34 protein-coding genes are annotated in these 26,533 nt (G+C 35.4%); 6 read left to right on the plus strand and 28 right to left on the minus strand.

Features of this window, described 5'->3' with window-relative positions:
• Positions 1 to 170: 170 nt before the first annotated feature.
• The 9 genes from E4N80_RS05725 to E4N80_RS05765 form a co-directional block, all read right to left on the minus strand.
• A complete protein-coding gene (locus E4N80_RS05725; protein ID WP_253700915.1) occupies positions 171 to 644 on the minus strand; it encodes a GNAT family N-acetyltransferase in 474 nt (157 codons plus the stop codon).
• A gap of 204 nt (positions 645 to 848) precedes the next feature.
• Positions 849 to 1,496 (minus strand): Vat family streptogramin A O-acetyltransferase, encoded by a 648-nt coding sequence (locus E4N80_RS05730; protein ID WP_253700916.1) that lies wholly within the window; start codon positions 1,494 to 1,496, stop codon positions 849 to 851.
• A gap of 214 nt (positions 1,497 to 1,710) precedes the next feature.
• Entirely contained in the window at positions 1,711 to 2,481 is a 771-nt protein-coding gene (locus E4N80_RS05735; protein ID WP_253700917.1) for an HAD family hydrolase, read from the minus strand.
• Positions 2,482 to 2,581: 100 nt separating this feature from the next.
• The gene (mazF, locus tag E4N80_RS05740; protein WP_010694033.1) at positions 2,582 to 2,920 is read right to left on the minus strand and encodes an endoribonuclease MazF; all 339 of its coding nucleotides are present in this window, start codon (positions 2,918 to 2,920) and stop codon (positions 2,582 to 2,584) included.
• Positions 2,914 to 3,147 carry an AbrB/MazE/SpoVT family DNA-binding domain-containing protein gene (locus E4N80_RS05745; RefSeq protein WP_253700918.1) on the minus strand — a complete coding sequence of 78 codons (234 nt, stop codon included), beginning with the start codon at positions 3,145 to 3,147 and terminating at the stop codon, positions 2,914 to 2,916. The genes mazF and E4N80_RS05745 overlap by 7 nt, the downstream gene beginning before the upstream one ends.
• Before the next feature lie 627 nt (positions 3,148 to 3,774).
• On the minus strand, positions 3,775 to 3,984 hold the full coding sequence (locus tag E4N80_RS05750; RefSeq protein WP_253700919.1) for a BrnA antitoxin family protein: 210 nt from the start codon (positions 3,982 to 3,984) through the stop codon (positions 3,775 to 3,777).
• A gap of 103 nt (positions 3,985 to 4,087) precedes the next feature.
• Positions 4,088 to 4,246 (minus strand): hypothetical protein, encoded by a 159-nt coding sequence (locus E4N80_RS05755; protein WP_253700920.1) that lies wholly within the window; start codon positions 4,244 to 4,246, stop codon positions 4,088 to 4,090.
• Between the two features lie 61 nt (positions 4,247 to 4,307).
• Positions 4,308 to 4,613 carry a hypothetical protein gene (locus tag E4N80_RS05760; protein WP_253700921.1) on the minus strand — a complete coding sequence of 102 codons (306 nt, stop codon included), beginning with the start codon at positions 4,611 to 4,613 and terminating at the stop codon, positions 4,308 to 4,310.
• Between the two features lie 2 nt (positions 4,614 to 4,615).
• Positions 4,616 to 4,912 carry a type II toxin-antitoxin system RelE/ParE family toxin gene (locus E4N80_RS05765; RefSeq protein ID WP_253700922.1) on the minus strand — a complete coding sequence of 99 codons (297 nt, stop codon included), beginning with the start codon at positions 4,910 to 4,912 and terminating at the stop codon, positions 4,616 to 4,618.
• A gap of 407 nt (positions 4,913 to 5,319) precedes the next feature.
• Here E4N80_RS05765 and E4N80_RS05770 point away from each other — a divergent pair, with 407 nt between their 5' ends.
• A complete protein-coding gene (locus E4N80_RS05770; protein ID WP_253700923.1) occupies positions 5,320 to 5,589 on the plus strand; it encodes a hypothetical protein in 270 nt (89 codons plus the stop codon).
• A gap of 68 nt (positions 5,590 to 5,657) precedes the next feature.
• Here the strand turns inward: E4N80_RS05770 and E4N80_RS05775 are convergent, their stop codons facing one another.
• The 13 genes from E4N80_RS05775 to E4N80_RS05835 form a co-directional block, all read right to left on the minus strand.
• Positions 5,658 to 6,332, minus strand: coding sequence for an adenylate/guanylate cyclase domain-containing protein (locus tag E4N80_RS05775; RefSeq protein WP_253700924.1), 675 nt, complete (start codon positions 6,330 to 6,332; stop codon positions 5,658 to 5,660).
• 17 nt (positions 6,333 to 6,349) lie between these two features.
• Positions 6,350 to 6,877: a Pycsar system effector family protein gene (locus E4N80_RS05780; protein ID WP_253700925.1), complete on the minus strand. Its 528-nt coding sequence runs from the start codon at positions 6,875 to 6,877 to the stop codon at positions 6,350 to 6,352.
• A 214-nt stretch (positions 6,878 to 7,091) separates the two neighbouring features.
• Complete coding sequence (locus E4N80_RS05785; protein WP_253700926.1) at positions 7,092 to 8,375, minus strand: integron integrase; 1,284 nt, start codon at positions 8,373 to 8,375, stop codon at positions 7,092 to 7,094.
• A gap of 324 nt (positions 8,376 to 8,699) precedes the next feature.
• Positions 8,700 to 9,068: a hypothetical protein gene (locus E4N80_RS05790; protein WP_002669605.1), complete on the minus strand. Its 369-nt coding sequence runs from the start codon at positions 9,066 to 9,068 to the stop codon at positions 8,700 to 8,702.
• On the minus strand, positions 9,068 to 9,325 hold the full coding sequence (locus E4N80_RS05795) for a hypothetical protein (RefSeq protein ID WP_253700928.1): 258 nt from the start codon (positions 9,323 to 9,325) through the stop codon (positions 9,068 to 9,070). The genes E4N80_RS05790 and E4N80_RS05795 overlap by 1 nt, the downstream gene beginning before the upstream one ends.
• A 215-nt stretch (positions 9,326 to 9,540) precedes the next feature.
• Complete coding sequence (locus E4N80_RS05800) at positions 9,541 to 11,007, minus strand: hypothetical protein (RefSeq protein ID WP_253700929.1); 1,467 nt, start codon at positions 11,005 to 11,007, stop codon at positions 9,541 to 9,543.
• Between the two features lies 1 nt (position 11,008).
• The gene (locus E4N80_RS05805) at positions 11,009 to 11,776 is read right to left on the minus strand and encodes an outer membrane lipoprotein-sorting protein (RefSeq protein WP_253700930.1); all 768 of its coding nucleotides are present in this window, start codon (positions 11,774 to 11,776) and stop codon (positions 11,009 to 11,011) included.
• A gap of 104 nt (positions 11,777 to 11,880) precedes the next feature.
• Complete coding sequence (locus tag E4N80_RS05810; RefSeq protein ID WP_253700931.1) at positions 11,881 to 13,215, minus strand: ABC transporter permease; 1,335 nt, start codon at positions 13,213 to 13,215, stop codon at positions 11,881 to 11,883.
• A gap of 14 nt (positions 13,216 to 13,229) precedes the next feature.
• Positions 13,230 to 14,750: an ABC transporter permease gene (locus E4N80_RS05815; RefSeq protein WP_253700932.1), complete on the minus strand. Its 1,521-nt coding sequence runs from the start codon at positions 14,748 to 14,750 to the stop codon at positions 13,230 to 13,232.
• Positions 14,751 to 15,200, minus strand: a complete 450-nt coding sequence (locus tag E4N80_RS05820) for a hypothetical protein (RefSeq protein WP_253700933.1) — start codon at positions 15,198 to 15,200, stop codon at positions 14,751 to 14,753.
• A 31-nt stretch (positions 15,201 to 15,231) separates the two neighbouring features.
• Complete coding sequence (locus E4N80_RS05825; RefSeq protein ID WP_253700934.1) at positions 15,232 to 15,984, minus strand: ABC transporter ATP-binding protein; 753 nt, start codon at positions 15,982 to 15,984, stop codon at positions 15,232 to 15,234.
• Between the two features lie 582 nt (positions 15,985 to 16,566).
• Positions 16,567 to 16,866, minus strand: coding sequence for a HigA family addiction module antitoxin (locus tag E4N80_RS05830; RefSeq protein ID WP_253700935.1), 300 nt, complete (start codon positions 16,864 to 16,866; stop codon positions 16,567 to 16,569).
• Between the two features lie 13 nt (positions 16,867 to 16,879).
• Entirely contained in the window at positions 16,880 to 17,161 is a 282-nt protein-coding gene (locus tag E4N80_RS05835) for a type II toxin-antitoxin system RelE/ParE family toxin (RefSeq protein WP_253700936.1), read from the minus strand.
• Between the two features lie 212 nt (positions 17,162 to 17,373).
• On the opposite strand from E4N80_RS05835, the gene E4N80_RS05840 reads away from it, so the two are divergent.
• From E4N80_RS05840 to E4N80_RS05860, 5 genes are all read left to right on the plus strand, one after another.
• On the plus strand, positions 17,374 to 17,817 hold the full coding sequence (locus tag E4N80_RS05840; protein ID WP_253700937.1) for a hypothetical protein: 444 nt from the start codon (positions 17,374 to 17,376) through the stop codon (positions 17,815 to 17,817).
• A 21-nt stretch (positions 17,818 to 17,838) separates the two neighbouring features.
• Positions 17,839 to 18,378, plus strand: coding sequence for a 16S rRNA (guanine(966)-N(2))-methyltransferase RsmD (rsmD, locus tag E4N80_RS05845; RefSeq protein WP_253700938.1), 540 nt, complete (start codon positions 17,839 to 17,841; stop codon positions 18,376 to 18,378).
• A gap of 150 nt (positions 18,379 to 18,528) precedes the next feature.
• Positions 18,529 to 19,812 (plus strand): glycoside hydrolase family 1 protein, encoded by a 1,284-nt coding sequence (locus E4N80_RS05850; protein WP_253700939.1) that lies wholly within the window; start codon positions 18,529 to 18,531, stop codon positions 19,810 to 19,812.
• A gap of 54 nt (positions 19,813 to 19,866) precedes the next feature.
• The gene (locus tag E4N80_RS05855; protein ID WP_253700940.1) at positions 19,867 to 20,175 is read left to right on the plus strand and encodes a type II toxin-antitoxin system RelE/ParE family toxin; all 309 of its coding nucleotides are present in this window, start codon (positions 19,867 to 19,869) and stop codon (positions 20,173 to 20,175) included.
• On the plus strand, positions 20,172 to 20,486 hold the full coding sequence (locus E4N80_RS05860) for an addiction module antidote protein (RefSeq protein ID WP_253700941.1): 315 nt from the start codon (positions 20,172 to 20,174) through the stop codon (positions 20,484 to 20,486). The genes E4N80_RS05855 and E4N80_RS05860 overlap by 4 nt, the downstream gene beginning before the upstream one ends.
• A gap of 36 nt (positions 20,487 to 20,522) precedes the next feature.
• On the opposite strand, the gene E4N80_RS05865 is transcribed toward E4N80_RS05860, so the two are convergent.
• From E4N80_RS05865 to brnQ, 6 genes are all read right to left on the minus strand, one after another.
• Positions 20,523 to 21,464, minus strand: a complete 942-nt coding sequence (locus E4N80_RS05865; protein WP_253700942.1) for a DMT family transporter — start codon at positions 21,462 to 21,464, stop codon at positions 20,523 to 20,525.
• A gap of 29 nt (positions 21,465 to 21,493) precedes the next feature.
• Complete coding sequence (locus E4N80_RS05870) at positions 21,494 to 22,636, minus strand: PorV/PorQ family protein (protein WP_253700943.1); 1,143 nt, start codon at positions 22,634 to 22,636, stop codon at positions 21,494 to 21,496.
• A gap of 64 nt (positions 22,637 to 22,700) precedes the next feature.
• Complete coding sequence (gene mtaB / locus E4N80_RS05875) at positions 22,701 to 24,107, minus strand: tRNA (N(6)-L-threonylcarbamoyladenosine(37)-C(2))-methylthiotransferase MtaB (RefSeq protein ID WP_253700944.1); 1,407 nt, start codon at positions 24,105 to 24,107, stop codon at positions 22,701 to 22,703.
• A 3-nt stretch (positions 24,108 to 24,110) separates the two neighbouring features.
• Positions 24,111 to 24,752 (minus strand): tetratricopeptide repeat protein, encoded by a 642-nt coding sequence (locus E4N80_RS05880; protein WP_253700945.1) that lies wholly within the window; start codon positions 24,750 to 24,752, stop codon positions 24,111 to 24,113.
• Positions 24,742 to 25,119, minus strand: a complete 378-nt coding sequence (locus E4N80_RS05885; RefSeq protein WP_253700946.1) for a bactofilin family protein — start codon at positions 25,117 to 25,119, stop codon at positions 24,742 to 24,744. Before E4N80_RS05885 ends, E4N80_RS05880 begins: the two co-directional genes overlap by 11 nt.
• Positions 25,119 to 26,507: a branched-chain amino acid transport system II carrier protein gene (gene brnQ, locus E4N80_RS05890; protein WP_253700947.1), complete on the minus strand. Its 1,389-nt coding sequence runs from the start codon at positions 26,505 to 26,507 to the stop codon at positions 25,119 to 25,121. The genes E4N80_RS05885 and brnQ overlap by 1 nt, the downstream gene beginning before the upstream one ends.
• Positions 26,508 to 26,533 lie beyond the last annotated feature (26 nt).

Consider the following 26,533-nt stretch of genomic DNA (forward strand, 5'->3'; position numbering starts at 1 on the left):
AACACACCCTATTTTTCAAAGTTACAGTTTATCGTGCCGAAGGCATCGGTCTAACATTCTTTCGACCTTTCTTATAAACTATAGTATATATTTCTATTTATAAGCAATGGCTTGTAATGTTTTTGCTTTTCATTATTCCAATTGAATATCATAAGTAAGTAATCAAAATATCAATTTTCAAGTTTTTTAACAACAAATCTGATATATGTATGAAATCCCATAGCATTATAAAAATATTTTGCATCTTCATTCAATTCCCAATGGGTTAGCTCTATCTGTGTTGCTTTTTTCTGAATTGCAAATTTTGCAATTTCATTTATAAGGCCTCTACCGATACCTTTTCGCTTATACCCGGGAAGTATGCTGATTTGATCGATATGTACTCCTTTGTATGCTTTTCGAAAAGGATTTTCCTGATAGTCTCGAATATAAAATAGGGCATAGCCGACATCTTTTCTAGCATAAGAGGCAATAAAACAAAACCAATTTTCCTCTTGTAATTGTTTGTTCAGAAATTCGACTGTTTCATTATATGAAAAAGGTTTAAAATATTCAGGATATAGTGTATAGTGAAGCTCTTGTGCCGTTTTATTCATTTCGGCAATATATTCAGCATCTTTTGATAATCGAAAATTTAAATCCATAATAATAGTATCCTCTTTTTGCTATAGTTTTTGTGATCATCTTATTTTTTTAACGTGCGAAGCATCGCTCTAACATTCGCTTAACCTGCATTTGTGACTTTCCGATGCATATAGCAGCGGCAAAGTTGGCGTAAGACTTGCGGTGCCGTAAAGGCACATTAAGCAAGTTTTATGACAAAACAAATGTCAGCGTTGAAGCGGGTGTTAGGTGATTTTCATATCACTAATTTCTCGTAATTTACTTACATCATTTGAGGTAAGTATCTCGAGATTTGCCGTTATTTTTTCTATTGGCCAATCCCACCATTTTATACTTTCTAAAAGATCAATAATTTCATTATCAAATCTTTTTCGTATTAATTTTGCAGGATTTCCTCCAACGATTGAATATGGTTCTACATCTTTTACTACAACAGAATTTGATGCAATTATTGAACCATTACCTATCTTTATTCCGGGCATTATTAAAGAATTATAACCAATCCACACATCATTCTGAATTACCGTATCACCTTTAATTGGTAACTCTTCCATTTCTGGTGTTACTTTTTCCCATCCATTTCTAAATATTGAAAATGGATATGTTGTGAAACAATTCATTTTATGATTTGCACCATTCATTATGAACTTAACATCTCGGGCAATGGCACAAAACTTTCCAATAATTAATTTGTCTCCAATGAATGGATAATGATACAGAACATTATTTTCAAAGTTTTCTGAATTTACTGGATCATCGTAATACGAATAATCGCCAACGATTATATTTTGATTAGTAATTATATTCTTAATAAAACATACTTGATCAAACCCCTTCATAGGGTGTATTTCATTGGGTTGGGGACCGTACATATAAAACTCCTATAATTATTATGGTGAAGATAATTTATATAAATCTTATATGTTCATTTCTGGCCTTTTCTCCTCTTGATTATTACAGATATATATTTACCACATTTATCTTTAATGTGTAAATAATCTTCTTTCTTGCCCGCCGAAGGCGTCCACCTAACATTCGCTTAACCTGCATTTGCGGCTTATCCGCAATGTCAGGTTGAAGCGGGTGTTAGGTGATAATTCCTTTTTCAACAAGAAATTTAGCAACACCATCGTTATCATTTGTCTCAGTCACGAATTTTGCAATTGTTTTCAATTCACTAATTGCATTTCCCATTGCCACGGCATTCTTACAAAATTTGAACATTTCAATATCATTGTAATCATCACCAAAACAATATATATCATTAGACCTGATTTTATATTTTTTAGAAATCTCATTAATTGATTTCTCTTTTGATGCATTCTTATCCATTATTTGAATTAATGTCTTTGAATCCGTCTCTATTACATTACAAATGTTATTAAACTTTTCATTTAAATAATTTAAATCTGAATAAGAATTTATCAATATCTTATTCGGATTTTTTTGAAGTAACTTAGTCTCCGTAATAATTTCAGGACCATCATCTACAGAATAAAAATCCTTAAAATCAAAAGTGGAAGACGAAAACCATGTATCATTATCTTCGATAGAAACCACGGCACATTTATCATTTTCTTTTATATAATAAAATACTTCCTTAAAGACATCTTTTTCTATAAAATGTGAAAAAGTTATACCATCAAAACAGCGAACAAGAGCACCATTATAATAAATATTATCTGTTGGAACTCCAAGTTTTTTAATCTTAGAATCTATGCTTCTAGGAGGGCGAGCTGTTGCTATTACAATTTTATGACCGGCTAAATACAGTTTTTGAACAGCTTTTTTATTAGATTCAGATATTTCCTTTTTAGAATTTAATAAAGTTCCATCTAAATCAAATGCAAATAACATTTTTCCTCCAAGCGCCCCAGTGCGGGCGTCCACCTAACTTCTCGCTTAACCTGCATTTGCGGCTTGTCCGCAATGTCAGGTTGAAGCGGGTGTTAGGTGATTACTCAATCAACAACTTTATATTATCTACAACAGCATTTATCTCTTCTTCTGTTGTTTTTTCTATAAAATCACAACTTCTTTTTTTATAATCAAGGTTCTTTACTTGGTCGCTAAGAATACAGCCATTTATCGAATGATTATCCAATACAATTTCAAAAGGATAGCCTTTTATATGGCTTGTAATAGGACAAAATAAAGCAAGTCCGACTTTTTGATTGTATCTTTTTTGAGAAATGCAAATTGCAGGACGACGACCTTTCTGCTCATGTCCTGCTTGCGGATTAAAATCAAGCCAAACTAAATCGCCTCTATCGGGAACATAATTTGAATTCACCATTCTTCGTCACCTACTGAATAACCTGTAGAGATTTCCGAATGAACATTTTCAGAAGTAACCATTGCCAGCATATCATCAAGAGTTTTTTCCTGAGGAAGAATTACGATTTTTCCTTTTTCTGCGATTACTTCTATTTTGCTTCCATTCTTTACATTATTATCTTTTGCCCAAAGAGAGGGTATTCTAAATCCGAGACTATTACCCCATTTCTGAACTACAACCTGCATAATAAACCTCCATTATTTTTTAGTATATACATTGTATAGTTTTTTGTCAAGTTTTTTTTTTCAAAAAAGCGGGCTTAATCCACTGCCTAAATCGTTCATATTTGAAAACTATGACTTTCATGCCATATTCTTCAGCTGCTATATAATACATATAACCAATTATCCCTCCCCTCCGAATGCAGATTTTCATAAGATTACTATTCCATCAGCACCAATTATCTTCTGTATTATCACAAGTAATCTAAGTCAATTCAATATATTGTTCAGAAGGGATATACTCCATTTATCACTGTAACCTTTGCTTTAGCGATTAGAAATCCTGTACTTTGGCAACTACATAGGATAAATAGACTTATTAACTGGGAATATATTTCTTCATTTTTACCTCAAGCTGCCCGAAGGGCAGTCCACATAACATTCTTTATGCCTATCATTATAATAACCCAAAATACAACTTTTTACAATATGTTAATCTAATATTTTAGAGATTTTCAAACTGTTTAACTGAAAGAGGCTGCAATAAAATCAATTCTGTTTTAAGTCAGTCGATTTCAATCGGTTATGATTTTAATTCCATAGGTTCATATAATCTGAAAAATTATTTAAAAAAGGCGTGAAAAAAGACTTTTATGAAAATTGTATGTCTAATTTCTTTTTCTTTTTTGTGCAGTCTTTAAGATACAAATTGATTAAATTTTGATACGGTATTCCTGAATTTTCAGCCATATTTTTAAAATATGCAATAATATCGTCATCAAGACGTATTGTTATCTGCTTCTTTAGCCTATCAACATAAGGGTTTTTAATAGCTTTTGAAAAATCATATTCTTCTCTCATAATTGCCCTCCATAATATTTTCTTTAATCTTCTATCGTCCAATCCTCAATTAATAACCCTTCGACATTTGTGTGTTATCAATGTTCCGCTATAAAAAAATACTTCACATTGCCTCCAGCTTTGTATCAGCAGAAAAATCCGGTTCAGCGGATATATTCATTTCGATATCTTTGCCGCTTCCAAAATATTGCCAGATATTTTTTTTATTTGTGTCATCTCTAAGGTCGAAAGGAAGTCCATTAACTGCAACCGTTTTTTTCATATTAATATTATATATTTAAATAAGCCGTTTGTCAATTTATAGTAATTTATAAAGATTTTTTTCACTGCCTTGTAATCCGATTTTGTTCCATAATTTTTTTATAATCAAAGTTATGTTCACGTGCATAGCTGATAAATTCTTTTTCTTCTTCCGTTACCCTAATCTGAAATTTTAATGGCGAGCCGAGCTTTTGTTTTCTGTCGGCTCCGGGCCTTTTACCTCCATGCCCAAAATAAATTTCATAATAATTATCACCTGACAATTCTTTATATTCCGCCTCAGAAATTATTTTTTCATCAAATTCTACCTGTGATTTTAACTTTTTAACGACAAATCCTTCCATATCTTTTACAAAAACATAATCCATAGCTATTCTCCTTTCAATCTAGTTTTAGCAAGCCTTATTACATCATCAGGTGCTCTACGGCTTTTTTTTACATATATTAACCCTATAAGAATAATCGCATTTTCTTTATATTTAAACAAAGCTCTAACATCATTACTTTTAATTTCAAAAATACCGTTTCTTAAAAATCTACGTTTTACGAATTCTATACCGATAGTTTCAATAATTTTAAAATCTCTATCTAATATTTTTCTTTGAATGTCTGTTAATTCCGAATATTCTTTTTCTGCTTCAGGAATTTTTTCTACTTTAAACTTCATACTTATAATTATACAGTATTTATCTTGATTTTGTCAACAAATTCATTTTTTGAAAGTATATGAAAGAATATATATCAATAGTACTGTATTTTAAAATATTAAATTGTAATATGTAAAAAAATGTATAATATTCGATTAAACAGCACACAGCTTAACTGTGAGTCTACTTTGAAACTATATTATGAATTTTCTTTTGACTAAGGAATTCATATACCTTGCAAAACATTTGAAAATAAATTTCATGAACATCAAAAATAGTTTCATTTCGTATTTTTTCATCATATGTCATAAAAAAATATTTATGATTTTCATTCCAATAATTCCATTCATCATTTATATCTAAATATTGTTTTTCAATACAATATTTAAAAACAGAATGTGCTGTATTTAGGTTAATATTTTCAGTATTGAAAATTATTTTTTTTAATTCAAGAAAAGCGGAATTATACAAGCAATCACATAAAAAAAATACTCCATACATTTTAGATGCTTCAACTTTTCCAGAATTTATAGCAAATTCTATATATGGCAAATCACTTTTACCATCATATCCAAAAGCATTTTTTAATTCTCTAAAAAAAACAAAATATTCTGACTCTTTTTTATTACCTTTATATTTTATTGTTAAAGGTGATTCAATGTTATGCTTTTTTAAAAGAAGAACTAAAGAACTATAACTACCGCTTAATCTGCATTTGCGGCTTGTCCTTGTTGTCAGCGTTGAAGCGGGTGTTAGGTGAGTATTTTAATATTGAACAATATGTACTGTTTTTTGCTTAATACCTTTTAAAATAATGTTTGCTTCACCTGGTTCCCAATCAATAAGATAGTCATTCATAGAATTATTTACACGATTACATAGCGGTGTATTTGCCATTAATAATATTTGATTTTTTTCTGCTATATTTTCTAATCGATAAGCAATCGTCAAAGGATGCCCTATGCAAGTATATTCTTCATATATTTGTTCAATACCTGTTTTGCAGAAAAACAACTTTCCAGTACCAATTGCTGCTTTAACTTCAAAATCAGTATTATACAAACTTTCAATACAGTCTTTACAGCAACAGAAACAATTATCAGAAGCAGCTTTGTTATTATATATTTCACCAAATATTTTTGAAAACACAACTATTATTCCATCTCCCATAATTTTATCAATTTCTCCATTATACCTTTGAACATTAGGTAATATATATGAATAATATTCATATAAGTAATTCTTAACTTCTATCGGAGTAAAATTCATGATTTTAGATGAAAAATTATAAATATCTATATATGCAACAGCTGAATATGCTTCTCGATTATTAATTTTATCAATATTTTTTTTCAAGTTGAAGTTTTCTTGTAAAGATTCAATACCTATATCGTTACAAAACTTTCTATAAATATTATTACGAGCTCTTTTAGTAAGCATTCAATACTCCTTTTAATTTAAATTATCACTTTCACCATAAAAATAAATAATAACAGTGCCGCCAAAGATAAAAATATTGATGAGAGTTTAAAGCATTTATATTTAAAAACAGCAATATTTGAATTAATAATTATCTGCTTTAATAAATCCTCATCTAATTTTAGTTCTCTATCCTCTAATTTATATTCATCTATGAGTACCTTTTTATATTCATCAAAACTATATTTTGACACATCACCATAAAACAGTAGATTGTCAGATTTATTTATTTTTTTATTCTTGCCAAATGTAAGTAGTTTTTGAGATATCTTAATATTTGGAAATATCGATAATATAGAGACGAATAAAGCAATGACATACAAAATGATAAATATAATTACTCCATATTTAGGTAACATTTTAGTTTTTTCTATCGAAGTTAATATGACTATTACTAAGGAATTTATTGAATATACAGAAAATAGATAGGAATTCTTCTTTTCTGCAAATTCCAACCAATGATTAACATTTTCAAAAATAAATTTTAACAAATCATTTTCTTTCATAAAACGGAACCTCTTCAGATAAATATATTTACTTCCGCCGAAGGCGTGCACCTAACATCCCTTCGACCCTTCCTCACTATAGCATAAAAACCAATAATTTGCAATCTAAACTGCTGCAAAACAAAAAAACACATCTTTCTACCATAAAATACAAATCAGATAAATAGATGGTCGGCAGATTAGGCCTATCCTCACTAAACGGATAAAAGAAAGATCACATCCTGTCGATAGGGCTTTGAATGCCTAGTCCGCCGCGGTTTAAGACATGGGTGTAAACCATAGTGGTTTTAACATCGCTGTGGCCGAGAAGCTCTTGTATGGTGCGGATATCGTAGCCGGCTTCAAGCAAGTGCGTTGCAAATGAGTGGCGGAAAGTATGACAACCTATCGGCTTTGGGATGCCGGACTTTAAAACCGCTTCATGCAGAGTTCGCTGAATAACCGAAGGATCGATATGGTGGCGCCCTTGCTCGCCGGTTTCTTTGTTACGCCATCGGCGTGCTTGAGGAAACACCCACTGCCATGCCCAAGCCTTACCGGCATTGGGATATTTTTTTGCAAGAGCAAACGGAAGCGGCACCGAACCGAAACCTTCCTTGCAGTCTGCCTCATGTATAAGGCGGACTTTTTCCATATGTTTTTGAAGCGGAAATTTAAGAGAAACAGGAAGTACGGTTTTACGGTCTTTCGCACCCTTTCCGCAGTGTACCGTAATTTCGTTTTTCCCAAAATCAATATCCTGAATCCTTAACCGCAAGGCTTCCATAAGCCGCATTCCGGTTCCGTAAAGCAAACGGATAAGAAGCCCGTAATCGTTTTCAGGCAAAAGAGAAAATATCTTTGCAGTTTCCTCACGAGTCATTACGGCAGGCAGCTTTTTGGGCTTTTTAGCACGGACTATATTTTCAGGAGTCCTTATAGTTAAGCCTAATATATTTTTATATAGAAACAAAATAGCCGCAAGAGCCTGATTTTGGCTTGAAGCGGCAGCCTTTTCTTTGACTGCAAGGCGGCTCACAAAGGCATTTATTTCCGTATCGGAAAGAGTTTTAAGATTTTTATCCTTATTTTCATGAATAAAGCGGCTTATCCAATAGCTGTAGGCCTCCATTGTACGCTTGCTGTAGTGTTTTGCAGTAATAACTTCTTCCAACTTATTTAAAATGCACTGAACATCGGTTGCAGTATGATTATTCCTTTCTCCAATAATTTCAGTATTAAAAGGCTCAATATCATGAGGCTTGTTGCTATCATTAGGTTCACAATTTTTAAAGATAAAGCCGGAATCTGCCCTGCAAATCCCTTCATTATAAAGGTTGTTTAATAAAATATCACAAGAATTACGATCTGCAGGTATAATCCAGAAATATCCGGACGGTTTCCAAGCCCTGTTAGGTACTTTTTTTATTGATTGCAGAATTTTAGAAAAATCATCTCCCGCAGCTTTAAAACGTACCGACAAACGCTCTTTTTCATAAGGCCTAATTTCAATAAACATAAAAACCTCCTTAAAAAAGCACAATACACATTTTTTATAACATAGTTTACCCATGGTCTATTATGATGATTCATACTCCCATCCTAATAAACCGAGATAAAAATTTATGCACGGCTATTCAATTCCAATATTTTAAACAGCACAAAGCATAAAAAAAATTGTAAGAAAGTGCCGACTTCATGCAGCCGAAACATACTATAAGCGGCAGTTTTCTTATGTATAAGTTAATTATTGCATATTTTTATAGAATATGCAAGTATTTAAGATTTTTTGGGTATTAGAGGAAGAGAAATATTTCTAACTTGTTGTATAAAATTTTACTGACTATTTTTCAATTGAAGAAAGAGTGATTTTATTATAAGCATTTTTTTTATCATTTGGATGAGGTTCCAATCCTATAATTGTAATATCACCTCTATTCGGACCATATACCCAAAATATTCTTCCTGCTGCAGGTTTATTATTTTCTAAATAAGATTCCCATACTTTTATTTTATAACGCCTTGTTAATGATTCTATCTCGTGAGATTGTAAGCCCGGATAATGAGGATCATTTGAAAGTTTTTTAAAACAATTAATCAGTTTTTTAAATAATTCTTTTTCGGCTTTGCTCAATGTGTTTGAATTGTATTTTTTTTCTAAATTTTCCCAAATTTGTTTCATTTCAGGTATTCCCATACGAATTTTGAACATCAATGAACATCTCCGTAAACAGAAATATCTATAGGATCTGAAACATCCCCAAAATTAAAATTTTCCATACTTTTATCCATCATACTTAATGTGTTAGAAGAAACAGTAAAAGGCTTTGTTAATTCTCTAGGCTCAAGTACAATTGTTCCATCAGCAAATTCTTTAACATTAAAATATTCGAATAAAGTATTCCTTAAAGTAATTCTTTTTTTTGAGTCAATTCTTGCATCATATGATTTTACCGGTATTGCCTGCATATCATACCTCCAATAAAAGTGGGATTTCCCACCGATATTTTAGCACACATAATCAAAAAAAACAAGCCAGAACTGCGGACATCCGAGTCCGAGCCAAGCCGGCAATAGGCGAGTCTAGGACGCGAAGCGAATGAAAATTAACCGGAGGCGTATCTTTGATACGCTGAGGATTAATTTTTATGAAGCGACAAAGTCATCGGCCGCATATTGCCGGCTTAGAAGGTGCCGCCGCCTAGGCGGAACGAAAGACTATACCTCACCTCACCCTTCGTCTTTGAGCTGGGACTTAATGGATAGCTAAAAGAAGGGCCGGTGCTCATACTGGCAAATTTATATATTTTCCAGTTGAGGGTGAGCTTTGAAAAACCTTCAAGTTCCGATATAGCAAATTGCTGAAAAAGGTTTAGACTCAACTTATCGGTACCGAGTTTATTTTGGCTGATATTAAGAGCTATGTAGTGTTGACCTATATTTCCCATAGCAAAAATATCACCTGAGGCAAGGACTGAAGGATGAGTGTAATCCTTGTTTTTTATGTGCACAGCAGCCTCTGAAAGAATATCTTTAGCGGTATCCGTATTAGAGTATCCGAATCCGTTATAAAAATATTGTAAAGCGATACTGGTATTAGTGTCGGCATTTGAATAAGAACCGCCTAGTGTTGCCTGAAAAAAGGGCTTACTTTTTTCGGTATAGGAACTCATATCGGCCTTATAATAGGTATAGTCGCTTCCCCAGGCAAAAACGCCCTCGCCGAAAACTGCAACCTTTCCTGCAATGCTGCCCGAAACGGTGGTAATAAGACGAGGGGCTTTTTCGTATTTGTACCAGCCTCCAAAACCCAACTCCCAGTTGCCGACAACAAACTCGCCCTTTGCGGCTCCTGCCGTGTATTTGGGATCATAGCCGTCTCCCTGTCCCGGAGGCAATAGGTAGAGCCAGATATTGTGCTGGGTTTTGGGAATTATTATATGGGTTCTTAAAGAAATCCCCCCTTCCCTATCGGCTGTAGGATCTTGAGGATCGATTCTTGAAATATTTATAACATCGGCCGGACTATAAAAATAACCGGTTCCCCATTTTACCGCATGTTTTCCAAAACGGAAAAAGGCAATATTTTTAGCGGAAAAATCCGTGTAAAGCTCTTGAATTTTAATATTTGGAACTCCGCTTACTTCTACAAAAGCAGGTAACTTAAAACCGTAAAATGCAGGAGGTATACTGGGAGCAGGGGGGATAATTGCAGCCCCTTGTCCGGATAAACTTTTTTCAAACGGAAAACCGAAAAGAAATTTTCCGTAAAGTTTTAAGTTTTCATTGGGACGGGCATCAAAAAAAAGGCTTCCGTTTAAGATTGTGTTAAAGGTTCCCTTTCCGTCTTTAAAAGATTTCAGGTAATCATCCTTCTTTGAATAGGGGTCAACCCAAGCATAATCTATTCCCATTGAAGAACTTAAACTTCCGCCTATTCTCATTTTTTTTGACTCAAGGCTAAGAGTTGCCTTTTCAAGATCAGCCTTAAACTTTAAACCGCTTTTATTTTCGGAACTGGCCTCTTCGGCGGATATAAGGGTATCTTCATCTCCGCCGAAAAGCTCATTTTCCAAATCGGAAGAGTTTTCTTGAGCAAATACAAAAAAAGGAATAAATAAAACAAAAATAAAAATTACAATCTTTTTCATATTAGTTTATCTTCTCCAAATAAGCCTTGGTAAAAACGACATCATCAATTTTTGCAGTGCTGAAGTCTTGAAATATCTGCGTTGTTTTTTCTCCCTTGATAAGCTCATTTATATATATTTGATGTACGGGAAGCGGCAGACCTTCAACATTTGCGTATTTAGGTATAAGAGTAGTTCTCATGTGTTTTCCGCTTGCACCGTAACTTTCTATTTTTAAAAGGAGGTGTTCATCTTTTCGCACAAAGAATTTTTCTTGAGCATAAGCAGCATCCTTTTCGAGGGCCTTAGCGGTTACCGCATAAACCTCATACTTACCCACTTTTCCTTCTTCAATTTTAAGAATTTCCCAAGCTTGCATAAATTTGGACTTTTTATTTACATCGGATAGCTTTGTATCGCTGTTTGCCAAATTTCTTTTAAGGGAAGAATGAGTAAACTGATGGGCAATAGGATCATAGAACCAAAGATTATCCTTTTCCTGTAAATAACCGTTTCCCTTATCGGCTTCAGGTGCCAGCTGAATAAGAGTTGTTTGGTCCTTAGTATCACGCCTAAAGAGTTTAAACTGAACGACTTCCTTAGGCTGATTAGGTTTTTCGACAATCAGTGTGAGCGTACTTGTAAAATCTTTTTTAAAATTTCCCGTGTCGAAAACTTTATCCATAATTTTATACATTTCCTCCATTGAGGGAATCTCTGCGAATACTGCAATGCTTACAAAAAAAGCAATGAGTATAATCAATAATTTTTTGTTAATAAAATATTTCATACATTCTCCTATAACACGATATTTTGTGCAAAGCACAAAACTCGAAAGATAAACAGTAAGGCTGAATTTCTGCCGAACTGTTTATCGAATCTCCTATAGAAAACTTATTTTCCCGACCTTAACGCTTCGGCAGGAATCATATTAGCGGCTCTCGAAGCCGAGCCCCTTACAGTCAGCAGGGTTAAACCCAACATTATCACAAACTTTAAAAAAACTAAAAGAGCGGATAAGTTCCACGCAAAGTATCCGTTTTTGGTAAAAATCGAAAAAGATGAATCTACAGCAATCGGAATAAACGAGATAATCTGCATTACAAGAACTGCAAGGACAAAACCGCATATGGCTCCGAATAAGGATAAAAATGAAGCTTCTGCAAGGAATAGCCGCCTTATATGCTTTCTCATAACACCGCAAGAGCGCATAGTTCCGACTTCCCCCCTTCTTTCATGTACAATAATTTTAAAGGTATTTGAAATACCTATCATCGTAATAACCAAAAGCACAATCAAAATACCGAAACTTATACCGTTTAAGGTACTCATGAATGTAACCATCTGCGGAGCAAAATCGTAAAAAGTAGCTATGCCGAATTTGGTTCCCTGCCACTTTCCTTCTTCAAGCTGCTTAAATACATTGCTTGCAGGCTGTGAAGGGCTTATAGTTCTGGCAAGATCCCTGCTTGTAACGGGACTCGTTTCTGCGATTTTTCTTTCGAGCTGTTGTGCATAAATTTCCTGCATATCTGGATTTTTTAAAAAAAGCGAATATACCTCTACACTGTCTTTTTCCATCTCTGCAATTTTTTGCAAATAATCAAAATTGATATAATTTGTGATTCCGCCGAATGGAGATCGATTTACTGCAATACCTTCTACTTGAAGTTCAATAACCGTAAGCTGACCTTGCGAGGTCTTAGTTTCAAGCAAAATAATATCGTGTAAGTCTATATTTAATGCTTGGGCTACGGATTCGGAAAGAAGAATTGCATTTTCTTTTTTCATGGCCTCCCAGCTTCCTTCCTTAAAAAGAATACTGTCATGTAAAATTTTTTCTTCATCGAATTTGCAGCCGTCAATTTTAGAGGTAACTTCTTTTCCTTCAAAGATCAGCTTACCTGATGCACGGCTCCGTTTTATGATGTACGTAGTTTCTATTCCTAATTCTTTTACGGTCTTTTCTATAAACTCAACATCGTTTGTGTCCATATAAATTTGAGCAGGATCATCCGCCGATTTATCGGGAGCCTTTTTTGATCCTATTATATAGACATGGCCTCCTACGATTTTTGAAATTTCTCCGGCCATACTGTTCATGGCTCCGGAAGTCATGCCGTCCATAAAGATAACGACAAAGAAAGCAAAGGCTATCGCAAAAACCAAAAGAATACTTCGCCTTTTTTGTCTGTTTAAATTCCTAAACGCTATTTTTAATATATTCATAATCCATTTCCTTTTTAACGGTTAATTGCTTCAAGAGGACTTATCTTTAAAGCAAGCCTTACCGGATACCAATTTGCTGCAAGACCGGCCAAAAGCATTGCAGCCATTGTCCAAATAGCAGAACCGATCGAAATACTTACCCTAATCTGTTTTCCGCCGAACATAGCGGCAAGTATATCTCCAACCCTAATGTCAAAGGCATTCACAACGGCTGCCGCGATAAGAGCAAGAACCAAGCCGATAAGAACACCTATGCAAGACATAAAAAAAGATTCCGCAAAAAATATCTTTCTTACAAAACCCTTTTTAGCTCCTATAGCCCTCATTGTTCCTATCTCGGAGCTTCTTTGCATAACGGCGACAACCAATGTATTCATTATGACGATTAAAACTACAACGGAAAGAATAGCCAGCATTGTAATAAAAAGAATTCTTGTTCCTTCTATTGCTCCATAATATGTTGCCATTCCGCTTTCCCAACTCATAGCTTGAGCACTTATTTCTTCTTCCTTAAACCAATCATTTAAGGTTCTTATTATGCTTTGAGTCTTTGAAGAATCTTTAAGCTTTATTACGATATGATGCCAAGCTTCATTGTCGGCTAAGTTAAGCCGATCGCGCAATTCGGTACTTCCTAAAAGATTTTCATAATCAATCTTTGCGTTTGAGCTTTGCACTGTATCTATAATATCCGAGTCCGAATCATCCGAAAAAAGTTCATCTTCTGATTTTTCGGAAAGACTTAAATCGACGGAATCGGGAATGGCCGCTGCAACTCTTGCGCCCATTGTCATATCGGCAAGTATACGGGTGGTATCTACATCAAAATAGGCTATGCCGTCTATTGCCGTATCGGGATGAGCATAATCAAAAAATCCCGTTATGATAACTTTTTGCTGTCTTGCCTTTCCGGCAAAGGCCGTTACCAAAATCTCGTCTCCCAAGTTTAAGGGTCTGTCATAATATTTTTCAAACTTTTCTTTTAAATCACGCGGAACCAGAGCAAACTTACCGTTTGATGTTTTAGGATATTCTCCTTCATAAATATTAATCGTATCAAAAAGATTTTTATAACTTTCAGGTTCAATTCCTAGAATCTGTGCATAAGGAAAAAAGGATCGGTTCTTGTCTTCGGCTTCCCATGAATCGGGTAAATCAAGAGCTTTAAGCATACCGCTTGCAAAAACGGACGGAGTAAGGCCTTTTACCTCAGGAAGGCTTTCAACCTTGGACTTAACTTTTTCAAAAGGAACCAGATAGGGCATCTTAGGTGTATCCATGCTGACACTGACTGTCTGAAAAACGCCCAAGAGTTGTACCATTATGCTATCTTTTTCAGGCTTACCTGCAATTAAAACATCGCCTGAAAAATCGCTTATACACACCTCTTGAGTTTGCTGCAATGAAAAATTTAAGATACCGAAGCCTAGGATAACCAAAAAAGTTCCTATTCCTATAAGCGATAAGGTAATAATCATCTTTGCTTTACTCGCAAAAAGATTTTTTACCGCCATTTTAAAAATTGTCTTATTCATTTACTTTTCTCCCATTAATTTTTCAGGGTGTGTTAGAACCTCATAATCTTCATCAGAAAGTTCCCAAATTAAAGACTTTACTACAGGAATATCATCCATATATGCCAGCTTATAGTTTGAAAATATGTACATATTTACACTTGACTCATCTCTATTTTTCAACACATAGCGATATAAAACTTCAACATCTTTTGGCTTGTCCTTAAAAATATCAAGAGGATTTTCACTACCTGCTTTTCCGGCACCTTCCCCGATTATCTCAGCCAAAATAGTCCGTTCCTTTTCTTCGCTAAACGTAAATAAGAGTTTATCATCTGCATCATAAACAAGGATAACTTCTTTTCCTTTATAATCAGCTTCCGCAGAAAGATTGTTATTATTTTCTTTTGCCGTACATGAAACCAGCAAAAGCAACAAAAAAACAGTTACTATAAAAATTTTATTTTTCATAATTTTAACCTCACAAGTTCAATCGAATGTTCTAAACAGCAGTTTTTGTATCTTCGAGGATTTGACCGTCCAAAATCTTAATGCGGTGGTCCGTCATATCTACAATCTTTGCATCATGTGTCGAAAAGATAAAGGTTGTTTTAAGTTCCCTGTTTACCTCTTTCATAAGCTCTAAAATCTGAATACCCGTCTTTGAGTCAAGGTTTGCAGTAGGCTCATCGGCTAAAACTATTTGAGGTTTAGTAGCCAAGGCCCTTGCGATGGCAACCCTCTGCCTTTGACCTCCTGAAAGCTCGTTAGACTTATGATGCTTCCATTCGTTCAAACCTACCTTATCGATTAAATAATTAATCCATTCGGTTTGTTTTGCTTTACTCTCTTTTGCTCTTCCAAACAAAAGAGGAAATTCTATGTTTTCGTATACGTTTAAAACAGGAACAAGGTTAAAGGATTGAAAAATAAAGCCCAAATACTCGTGGCGGAGTACGGTCATTTTTTTATCCAGTCTGTTGGGAACCTTAACCTTTTTGTTTTGCTTTTTTAAAAGAGAAGCAAAATCCGATTCCTTATAAATACTCTCATTGTTTATGATGAGCTCCCCGCCAGAGGGCGTATCTATTAAACCTATCATATTAAGAATGGTCGATTTGCCGGAACCCGAAGGCCCTGAAATTGAAACGAACTCGCCTTGCTCGATGGCAAAATCGATGCCTTTTACGGCTTCAACTAAAACCTTTCCCAATGGATAGGTCTTCTTTAAGTTTTTAACCTGTACAATATTCATACAAAACCTCCAAAAAAAGTTGTACATATTATAGGTAATATGTAAAAACTTTGTTAGATTTTTACATATTACCGGCGAGTTTTTTATAAGTCATTGAATATATAAATACTTATGAAAAACATCGCAAATAAATCTAAGGAAAACATCGAAAAGCTGAAGTTTTTCGATGTTCATAATATCATAAAAAATTAAAAGAAGCATTTACTAAAGCTTACATTTTAACTTTCTGCCTTACATTTCTGTAAGTTTACATATTTTTTGCCCGCTTTACCAGTGACAAAAGTCATGTTTGAGGCGGTAAATAGTCACTCACTTAATTTAACCGCAAATGGTATAATGAGTTATCTAGCTAGATAGTCTACATAAATTCTAACTTTTGTCAATACACTTAGATAAAATTTTAATTCTTAAAAGCTATATTTATTTCATTTTAACCGTAAAGGCCGCCAAGCGTTGAGCTTACGCTCAACTCCGCAAAGAATTTTAATAGAATCTTGATAAGCAAAATCCTCAATTAACCTTTGCGTCCCCTGTTGTATCTGTATTTGCAGCTTGTCCTTGTTGTCAGTGTTGAAGCGGGCCTTATGCTATCTGCTTGCACTTTGGAATTTTCTCTAAATCATTTACGAGTTTTAACTCTGCTTCTCTTAGATCCAATTCATTCTGCATATTAAGCCAGAATTTAGAAGTCGTCCCAAAGTATTTAGAAAGCCTCAATGCCATTTCAACAGTTATTTTTCTTTTTCCGTGAACTAAATCCAAAATTGAACTGGAAGAAACACCTAAATCTTTTGAAAGTCTATACGGAGTAATATTTAAAGGCTCGAGAAACTCTTCTAGTAAAATTTCACCGACTGTCGGTAATTCAAATCTTTTATCCATGACACACCTCCGTTTAGTGGTAATCCACAATCTGTACTTCATAAGCTTCATTATTTAGAAACTTAAACTGTATTCTCCATTGATTATTTATTCTTATGGAACAATAGTCCTTTAAATCTCCAAAAAGATGCTCAAATCTATTTCCTGGAGGAATCCTTAGATCATCCTCTTTTTCCGCTGAATTAATTATCAATAATTTAGCAAATACTCTCTTATGTATTTCAGGCGGAAGCTTAGCTGATTTATTGCCTTTCCAGATTTTTTCTCTTTCTGAATCTGCAAAAGATTTAATCATAGTTATATTATCTGTTATTAAGATATATCTGTCAAGTAGCTATATCCAATAGAGTTGGATATTTCATTTGTATATATACATCAAGAGAAAAAAAGGGAATTTGACGGAAGGTTTAAGTCAAAAAGAGACTAAGAATTAAAGCCCTTTCCGTATCTTCCCGAAAATAAAATAGAGCTGTAGTTTTTTTAGTCTATTTTGAGAGGGGAAATAAGATGCTTCATAAGATTGTTTTTCAGGATAATTTGTTTCAAATAACCAGAATGTTGGACGTAATAAAGGACGGTCTTAATTTAGACCTTTCCGAAAGTATTTTTGCAGATAAGATGATGAGGGATATTTTATTTTTTGATGCGGCTCTTCAAAAACTCTTTAATCAGATAGAGCCTCAATCCCACTTGCCCGATTATATAGATACAATGAACTGTCTTTATTTTTGCATCAAAAAATATATGAGCGTTTTGAAGCTTATCCTAACTGAAAAGCTTGGAAGCGAATCTATTTTTAACACGGAAAAAATCCGTATTGAAGGTATTTACAAAAAGCATCAGGATTTTCTCGGCAAAATAAATATAGATATTTCCGATACGAATGTTGAAAATGAAACCTACAACATAGTTTCCCAAAATGAACTTTCAGAGTTATTGAACTTAGGATAGGTCTGTGCTATAATTATTCTCATGAGAATAACCGGCGGCAGTTTAAAAAACAGACAGGTAGAATGTCCCAAGGGGATAATACGGCCTGCAATGGACAGGATGAGGGAGTCTGTTTTTTCCATACTTGGAGACCTTTCAGGTCTTTCTTTTTTAGACCTTTTTACCGGATCAGGGGTCTGCGGTTTGGAAGCCTACTCGCGCGGAGCCTACCCCGTCTACCTTGTAGAAAAAGATGCCGATAAATTCCCCGTTTTATTAAAAAATGTTTCAATGGCAGATAAAAAGCTTGAATGTAAAAGGATGCCTGCAGAAACATTTATAAAAAGAGCAAAAGAATCCTTTGATATTATCTACCTCGACCCACCCTTCCCCTATAAATTTCACATAGAACTTCTCGAAAAAATCGAAGAATCAAAAATATTAAAAGAAGGGGGCCTTGTGATGATGCACAGGCCATCCGAAAAGGCTATGCCTCAAACAATAGGCTCTTTGTCAAAAAGCGATGAAAGGATATATGGAAGATCCATCGTGGACTTTTATCGTAAAAAAATTTTAGATTGATAATCCTTACAAAAAGTTTTTATGGAGGTTCGATAAACATTTCGGATTGAAATACAAGCCGAAATGTTTATCTTCGAGTTTTGTGCTTCGCACAAAACATCGTATTATTGTATGCGGTTTGTAAACAAACCGCGTGATATGGAGGAAATGATGTTTAAGTTAAAAGAAAATTTTTTACTTGGGGTTGCTACGGCTTCTACCCAGATTGAGGGAGGAAGGGTAAACTCCAACTGGAACGATTTTTGTAACCGCAAAATGACAAATGACGGCTCCGACGTCGCCCGTGCAAATATGCACTACGAAAAGGTTGAAGAAGATACCGAACTTTTAAAAAAGATGGGAATTCAGACTTACCGCATGTCCTTAGAATGGGCACGCATTGAGCCTGAAAAGGGAAAATTTGACACTAAAGCCCTTGACCACTACAAGGAAGAATTGAGCCTTTTAAAAAAAGCAGGCATAAGGCCCTTAATAAGCCTATACCACTTCAGCCATCCCATGTGGTTTGAAAATTCGGGAGGCTTTACAAAAAAAGAAAATGTCGAAGTTTTTTTAAATTATGTAAAGACCTGCATAAGCGAGCTTGGAAGCCTTTGCAGCGACTATGTTACAATAAATGAGCCCAATGTCTATGCGGTTCAGTCCTTCTTCTTAGGCCTTTGGCCGCCCGAAAAAAAATCGATTGCAAAAACTCTAAAGGTTATGAACGTCCTAATAGCCGCACACTGCAAGGCCTACGATTTAATCCATGAAATACGCAAAGAAAAAGGCCTTACGGACACAAGGGTGAGCTTTGCCCACCACATGCAGGCCTTCCATCCAAAGTATAAAAATAGAAAAGCCGATCAAAGGGCGGCAAAAAGAATAAGCAAAATTTTCCAAGACGGAATTATGGAAGCCTGTTTTAAGGGAGAGTTTTCATTCCCCTTTAAAAATATCCTAAACATAAAAAAGAAAAACTATGTCGATTTTATAGCTATCAACTATTATTCAAGGCAGGCAGTAAGAGGGCTTTCTTACAAGGCCTTTGAAAACACGCCTAAAAACGATTTAGGCTGGGATATTTATCCATTGGGCCTAATCGAGTGCGCTCAAATCTGCTATAACTGCCTTCCCCTTCCGATAGTCATAAGCGAAAACGGAACCTGCGACAATAAGGATGAGTTTAGATGCCGCTATATCTATGATCACCTAAAACTTATAAGCGAATCTCCCCTCCCCTTTGAGGCCTATTATCATTGGTGCTTTATCGACAATTTCGAGTGGAAAGAAGGAGAATACGCCCGTTTCGGCCTTGTTCACTGTAATTATGAAACTCAAGAAAGAACTATCAAAAAAAGCGGAGAATTCTACAGCGAAATGATCAAAAAAAGAGGAGTCGATAAACCGATGGTAGAAAAATATGTTGAACCTTGCAAGTATAATGTAAAGTAATGAAGTACAATGCCTAGACTTGACAGTCTGTTGTTTTTAAACTACAATATAGATATGCGAACGATAAAAAAAACTGAAGTATTTGACACATGGCTTTCAAAACTAAAAGACGAAAAAGGAAAAGCCAAAATTACCGACAGGATAATGCGCCTAAAAAGAGGAAATAAAGGAGATCATCGCATAATTGATAAAGATATCTACGAGCTGCGTATACACTTTGGTCCGGATTATAGAATATACTGCACAGACAAGAATAACGAAATTATTTTGTTATTGATCGCAGGAGATAAATCTACCCAACCAAAAGACATTAAAAAAGCTCAACAAATGATAAAGCTATTAGAACAAGGAGATACAAAATGAAAATTACTGACTTTGATCCGGCTGATTATTTAAATACAAAAGAAGCAATGATAGAATACCTAAATGAAGCTCTTAAAACCTCTATCGAAGACAACACCCCCGAACACTTTACGGAAGCCCTCGGAGATATAACACGAGCGCAGGGATTTACAAATGTTGCAAAACATACGGATTTAAATCGAGAGCATTTGTACCGATCCTTATCAAAGAAAGGCAATCCTACATTTTCGACAATACTAAAACTCTTAAACTTCTTGGGCTTGGAAATAAACATAATAGATCCGCAAACGGCAAAGCCGGCATACTGCTAATTTAGTAAGAACTAAAAATATACATAGTTTTGCGGTTTACTTCTTCTTTCTTAAAAACGAAAGCTTTGTTTCGGAGATTATAATTGCAATAAAGATACAGGAACAACCGAGGGCTAAAGCAGGCGTAAATCTTTCGCCGGTGAGCATTATCGAAAGAAAGATACTGAACACGGATTCAAGAGAAAAAATAAGGGCCGCCGTAGCCGGAGGCGTATTCTTTTGCCCCACAGCTTGAAGCAGGACGCAGAGGGCCGTACAAAGAACGGTTAAATAAACAAGCGTAAAAACAGACTGATAATTCCAAACGGTATTGGAATTATCTTCGAACAAAAGAGAAAAAATAAGGGCATAAGTTCCTGCAAAGGCAAATTGAGCTATCGTTATGAGAGGAGCATCGAGGTCTTCCATAAATTTGGGAAGGAGTACTATGTACACGGCAAATATAAAACTGCTTATAAGGGAAAGAACATCTCCCCAGTTTACCCCCTTTTGGCTTTCCGAAATCAAATCGGGCATCGAAATTGCGAGGATTCCTGCAAAGCAAAGAAAGGCAGCAAAAAGATTGAATTTGTCCGGCCTCTTTTTTAAAACCGCAGCGTTTACAAAGGGAACAAGAACACAATAGGTTGCCACCAAAAAAGAGCTGCGGCCGGGAAGCCCCCATGCAGTAGTAATTGCAATGGCCTGCAGAGAATAACCGGCAAACATAATCAGACCTAAAACCACTCCGGCCTTTAAATAACGCTTATCAAGCTGCTTTAAGCGCTTAAAGAACACGGCACAAAGAATCAGACAGGCAGGCAAAAAGCGGCAAGCCAATAAGAAGTTGGGTTTAAAAAAATCGTTTGTGCTGCTTACTGCAACAAAGGTACTTCCCCACAAAAGGGTTGCCGAAAAAAGAGCAAGCCGTGAAAGGATTTTAGTACGCCTGCATGCAGAAACTTCAATACTGCTTTCGGCCTTTATTTCACAAGACATAGGAATTCCTAAAAATGATAGACTTAAAATCAATATTCAAATGAAAAAGCAAAGTCTAAACCTAGTTTTTGTTTTTCCCAAGGCTTATTACCGAGCTCTTTTAAAAAGGCAGAAAAATCTATCTGAAAATAGGTAAAATCAAGACCGACTCCCAAATGAGGGTAAAGCTCATGCATACCCAACCTAAAACTCAACACCTTATGAAAAACTATTTCGGTTCCAAAGGCTAGGTTTAACAAAGGACTTTTATTTTTGTTAAAAATCGGCTCGAGAATATTTTGATAATCAAGATAAAATGACCATGACGAAACGGTAGTCCACATATCGTCAAAAACCGGCATTGAACCTATGCCTGCACTCAAATTAGGCAAAAGCGTTTTATACTGTGTTTTACCTGCCGTAATTGCCTTTTTATAATCGGAAAAATTATTATAGGGGGTTAAAAAGACAGGAGTATAAGCATCTTTACAAGCAATACCTAAAAAAAAGTAGTTATCATACTTATATAAAAAACCTGCATCCAAACCGATACCGCTGGCTAAAACAATATTTAAATCCTTAAAGCCTGAATTCACAGCCAAAGCCATATCTGCCTTACTCTTATTAAAAGCATAAGAAAATGTTTGGAAAAAGCCCTTCATCTGAAAACCCAGCGATACCTTATTCACATCATCGTCATAAAGACAGATACCGTAGCCTCCGGTTACTAAAAGCTCTTCTCCCATCAAAAGTTTTTTCGTTATGGTATTTTCGATATCGGCATGAATAATGGACCTATTAAAAATACCTACAGCAAAATTCCTATCAGCTAAGCTGAGTGCTAAAGGGCCTGTAACAGAAAAGTCAATATACTTACTATCACCTGTGTAAAAATATTCCGTAAAAGCTTTTAGTTTTTCAGAAGCAAAGATTGAACTAAAACTACCAAAACTGTCTTCATTTGCATGGAGAGCAATCTTTCCTGCCGACCAACGTTTCTTCAAAAAAGGAAATATAGCCGGGTTTGTAAACAAGGTCTCGGTTCCGGCCTGATATGTTGTAAAAGGAACTCCCAATCCGCTTATACGGGGAGAAACATATGAGGGAGTTACCGGTTCCGGCATAGAAATCTGTGCAAAACACGCCGAACCAACAATTATACACAAAAACAAAAACGCAATTACTTTCTTCACTTTTACCTCCGCTCAAATTCCCTATATCTTTATTAGACTTTATGTCATTCTATCATAAAACGAATTAATCCGCAAGATATGCAATTCCATCATTTATGACAACAAAAAGTCCCTCGCCGCCCTTATAATTTTCGGCTTTCTTGTTCAATTTTAAAGAAAGACCTAGATAATTTTCGGTTACAATCCTCAAATCTTCATTGTTTTGAGGTTTTTCGATAACGCCAAAAAACAACTTTCCGTTACAAGAGGTCAAATAACTTTGATAGTTTTTTTCGCTCAATTCCGAAAGAAGCGAAGCCCTTCTACCTGCTTCCCTTTCAGGAACTTTGGGTTTCATCAAAAAAGCCTTTGTTCCCGGGCGGGCCGAAAAAGGAAAAACATGGATACCGGGAATTTTTAAATCCTCACACATCTTAAATGTTTGTAAAAAATCCTCTTCTGTCTCGGAAGGAAAACCGGTAATAATATCGCATCCGATAAAAGGATTATCCTTTACCTTGCGCAAATTATCTACAGCCCTTCTGATGTCGGCCTCCCTATAAGGCCTATTCATAGCCTTTAAAATTTTATCGCTTCCCGACTGTACCGAAAGATGAAAATGCGGGCAAATTCTTTTATTTTCTACAATTTTTAAGATGCCGTTATCTACACATTCGGGATACATGCTCGAAATGCGGAGCCTTATTTTTTTTGTGTTTTCCAAAAGCATGGCCAAAAGATTTGCAAAGCCTCCATAGGTTTCGTCCCTATATTGGGATAGGTTTACGCCCGACAAAACAACCTCTGCAGCTCCGTTTTTTTCTATTTGAACTATCCGCCTTACGGCTTCTTCAGCAGGCAGGGAAACGGAAGTACCGCGCGCAAGCCTTATTCGGCAATAGGCACAAGCATTATTACATCCGTCTTGTATTTTTAAACTGGCTCTGGAATGAAAAACAAAAACGGGAGAGCTAAGCTTAAACATTGATTTTCTTCTTTCCGTTTCCTTTATTAAAAAAGATTTATCCAGCCGGTCTTCTTTTGAATATATTTTATTTCGAAAAATAAGAAGATTTTTTTTAAGATTAACGGTATCTTCTTTTAAATCTTTATTTTTAAGGCAGGAGCCTTTTAAAAACTGAGGAAGACCATCAAGCTCATCTTTTTTTTTGCCTGAAAAGGCTATAATTCTTTTATGTATTTTTTCGATAGAATCGGCTTCAAGCTCTGCATAGCAGCCTGTAACAAAGATTACGGCATCTTCATGCTCCTTTAGTAAAAGACGGATAAGACGGCGGGCTTTTTGTTCCGCCTTTCCCGTAACCGTACAGGTATTTATTATACACAGTTTTACAGGCAAAATTGAAGTCTCTGATTCTTTTGAAAACACGTCAAAACCGCATTCGGCAAAACGGACGGCAAGAGCCTCGGATTCCACCTGATTTAAGCGGCAGCCGAGCGTTTCTATTCTAACCGAAAAAAAATTACTCATAGATTAAAAACGCTGCAACACCCTTTCACGCCCCTTTTGAGCATCAACAAGGTTTTTGTTTAAACTCAAGGCCTTATTATAGGCTTCAAGGGAATAACGGTATTCTTTTATCTGTTCTCGGGCATAGCCTAAACGAACCCACCAAAGACTGTTAAAGGAATCAAGGGTTACGGCTACGGAAAAAGCAATGTCGGCATGCCTGTACTTTGCCATTCGTAAATATATTTCTCCCATAAAATAATAGGAAGAAGGAATACGCACTCCATTGGGAGCATAAGAAATATAATCTTGAAAAAGTTTAAGGGCTTCGGAATTTTTACCCAAATAATAACAGGCCTCAGCCTGAGTTGCTATAAGGCGGGGATCTGTTTGTGCAATTTTACGTCCGGCTAAGGTCATATCATAGGTTTTTTGGTATTGGCCGTCAGCCAAAAGAGCCCATGTCATTACAACATAACTATCCAAATTATTGGGAGACTGCTTAATTTCGGCCTCGCAGACGGCAATAGCTTCGGCATAACGCCCGTTCTTATACAAGACCAGAGCATCAGGCTTATTTTGAGAAAAAACAGGAGCCCAACACAGCATAAAAAAAACAAGAGTAAACTTAAAGATAAAATTAATTTTTGTTTTTTTATCTTCCAAATTGCTTATCCTTTGTCATGGTACAAATACCGTTAAATACACATCCGCTTTCAAGAACGACTTCCGGAGCCGTAACATCGCCTATAAGTTTTCCGCAAGAAAAAACATGCACCATAGTATCGGCCAAAACATTACCTTCAACAGCTCCCTTGATAACAACCCTGTCAGCCCTGATATTGGCCTTAACAACAGAATTTTCATCAACGGTTACATCGCTTGTAGAAACCAAAAAGCCTTCCACATTGCCCTTGATCATAAACGGTTTTTTACACTCTATCTTACCGCTAAACTGAATATCAGGAGCTAAAACCGTATCGTAATCTTCTTCATCCAAATCCAATAAATTAACTTTGTCTATCTCAGCCATTATTCATCCTTTTTTTGAGATTCACTCTTCATTGAGGGAGCCTTTTCGGTCTTTTGCATAATAATATAACCAAAGCCTAACAAGAGAGAAAGGCCTAACGCAGGAAGGAGCCATGGGAAGCCTATACCTTCAAAGGGAAGAGTCTTTAATACATTGATGGTAGTATTAAAACTCATACCCACTTGATCCATTGCCGGAAAGGCTTCAAGCTTAATAAGCAAGTTATTGATAAGTTCTTGAGCCGCAACCCAGCCTTGAAGGATACTTATCGAAAGAGTGCCTATCACTGCACCATGGAAAAAGTACTTGTTAGGTATAAATTCTGCAAACAAATTTAAAACTATCAAAACAATTGCTACAGGATAAATAATTTCCAAAATAGGACCGGCAATAGAGATAATGTTATCTACACCGAAGTTTGAAAGAAAAAAACTTACAACACAGATAATGATAACTGTAGCTCGGTAGCTTATATCGTCTTTAAATCTTTTAGAAAAATACTCTCCTGCAGTTGCTGTAAGACCTATTGAGGTGGTTAAACAGGCTAAACCTATTGCTAAGCCTAAAACTATCCGTCCTCCCCTTCCCCATAATATCTCGCTGGACTGAACTACAATTTCGGTTCGCGAAAGATTATCGGATAAAACGGCACTTCCTGTTGCTCCGACATATACAAGGCCTCCGTAAACAATACCTAAGCCTATACATGCAATAAGCCCCGTCCAGATTGTCATCTTTAAAAGAGATTTTTTTTCCGTATAACCTTTTGCGGTGATACTCGAAATAACTATTGTAGCCAATATCATGGAGCCTAGAGCATCCATAGTTTGATAGCCTTCTTTAAAACCTCTTAAAAATATCTTATCGACTGAAGGATCTGAGGGTCTGCCTATGGGAGTAATAAAGCCTTTTATAACCAAGAGGCCTAAAACGGCTATCAAGGCAGGCGTTAAAAACTTTCCTACCCTATCGATAACATTATTAGGGGTTAAAACAAAGAAAAGAGTAATCGCAAAAAATATAAAGGACGATAAAACAGAGCTTATCCCGAAGTTGGGTCTGATAGCTATTTCATAAGTAGTGGCTGCAGTTCTTGGAATAGCAAAAAGAGGCCCTATTATAAGCATAACAAAGATTATAAAAAAAGTTCCGAATAATTGGTTTATATTTTTAGTAAAATTGGAAAGTTGTCCGCCGCATTTTCCCATGGATATGATACCCAAAACGGGCATTCCGACTCCCGTTACCAAAAAACCTAAAAGAGAAAAAATCCAGTCCTTTCCCGATAAGTGTCCCAACGTAGGCGGAAATATCAAGTTTCCGGCTCCTAAAAACATAGCAAATAAAGCAAAACCTATAACAATAATATCGGTGGTCTTTTTGCTCATAAATTGTTCCCATCCTTAAAAAATTA

It is taken from the genome of Treponema denticola (genome assembly GCF_024181605.1).
Classification (GTDB): domain Bacteria; phylum Spirochaetota; class Spirochaetia; order Treponematales; family Treponemataceae; genus Treponema_B; species Treponema_B denticola_B.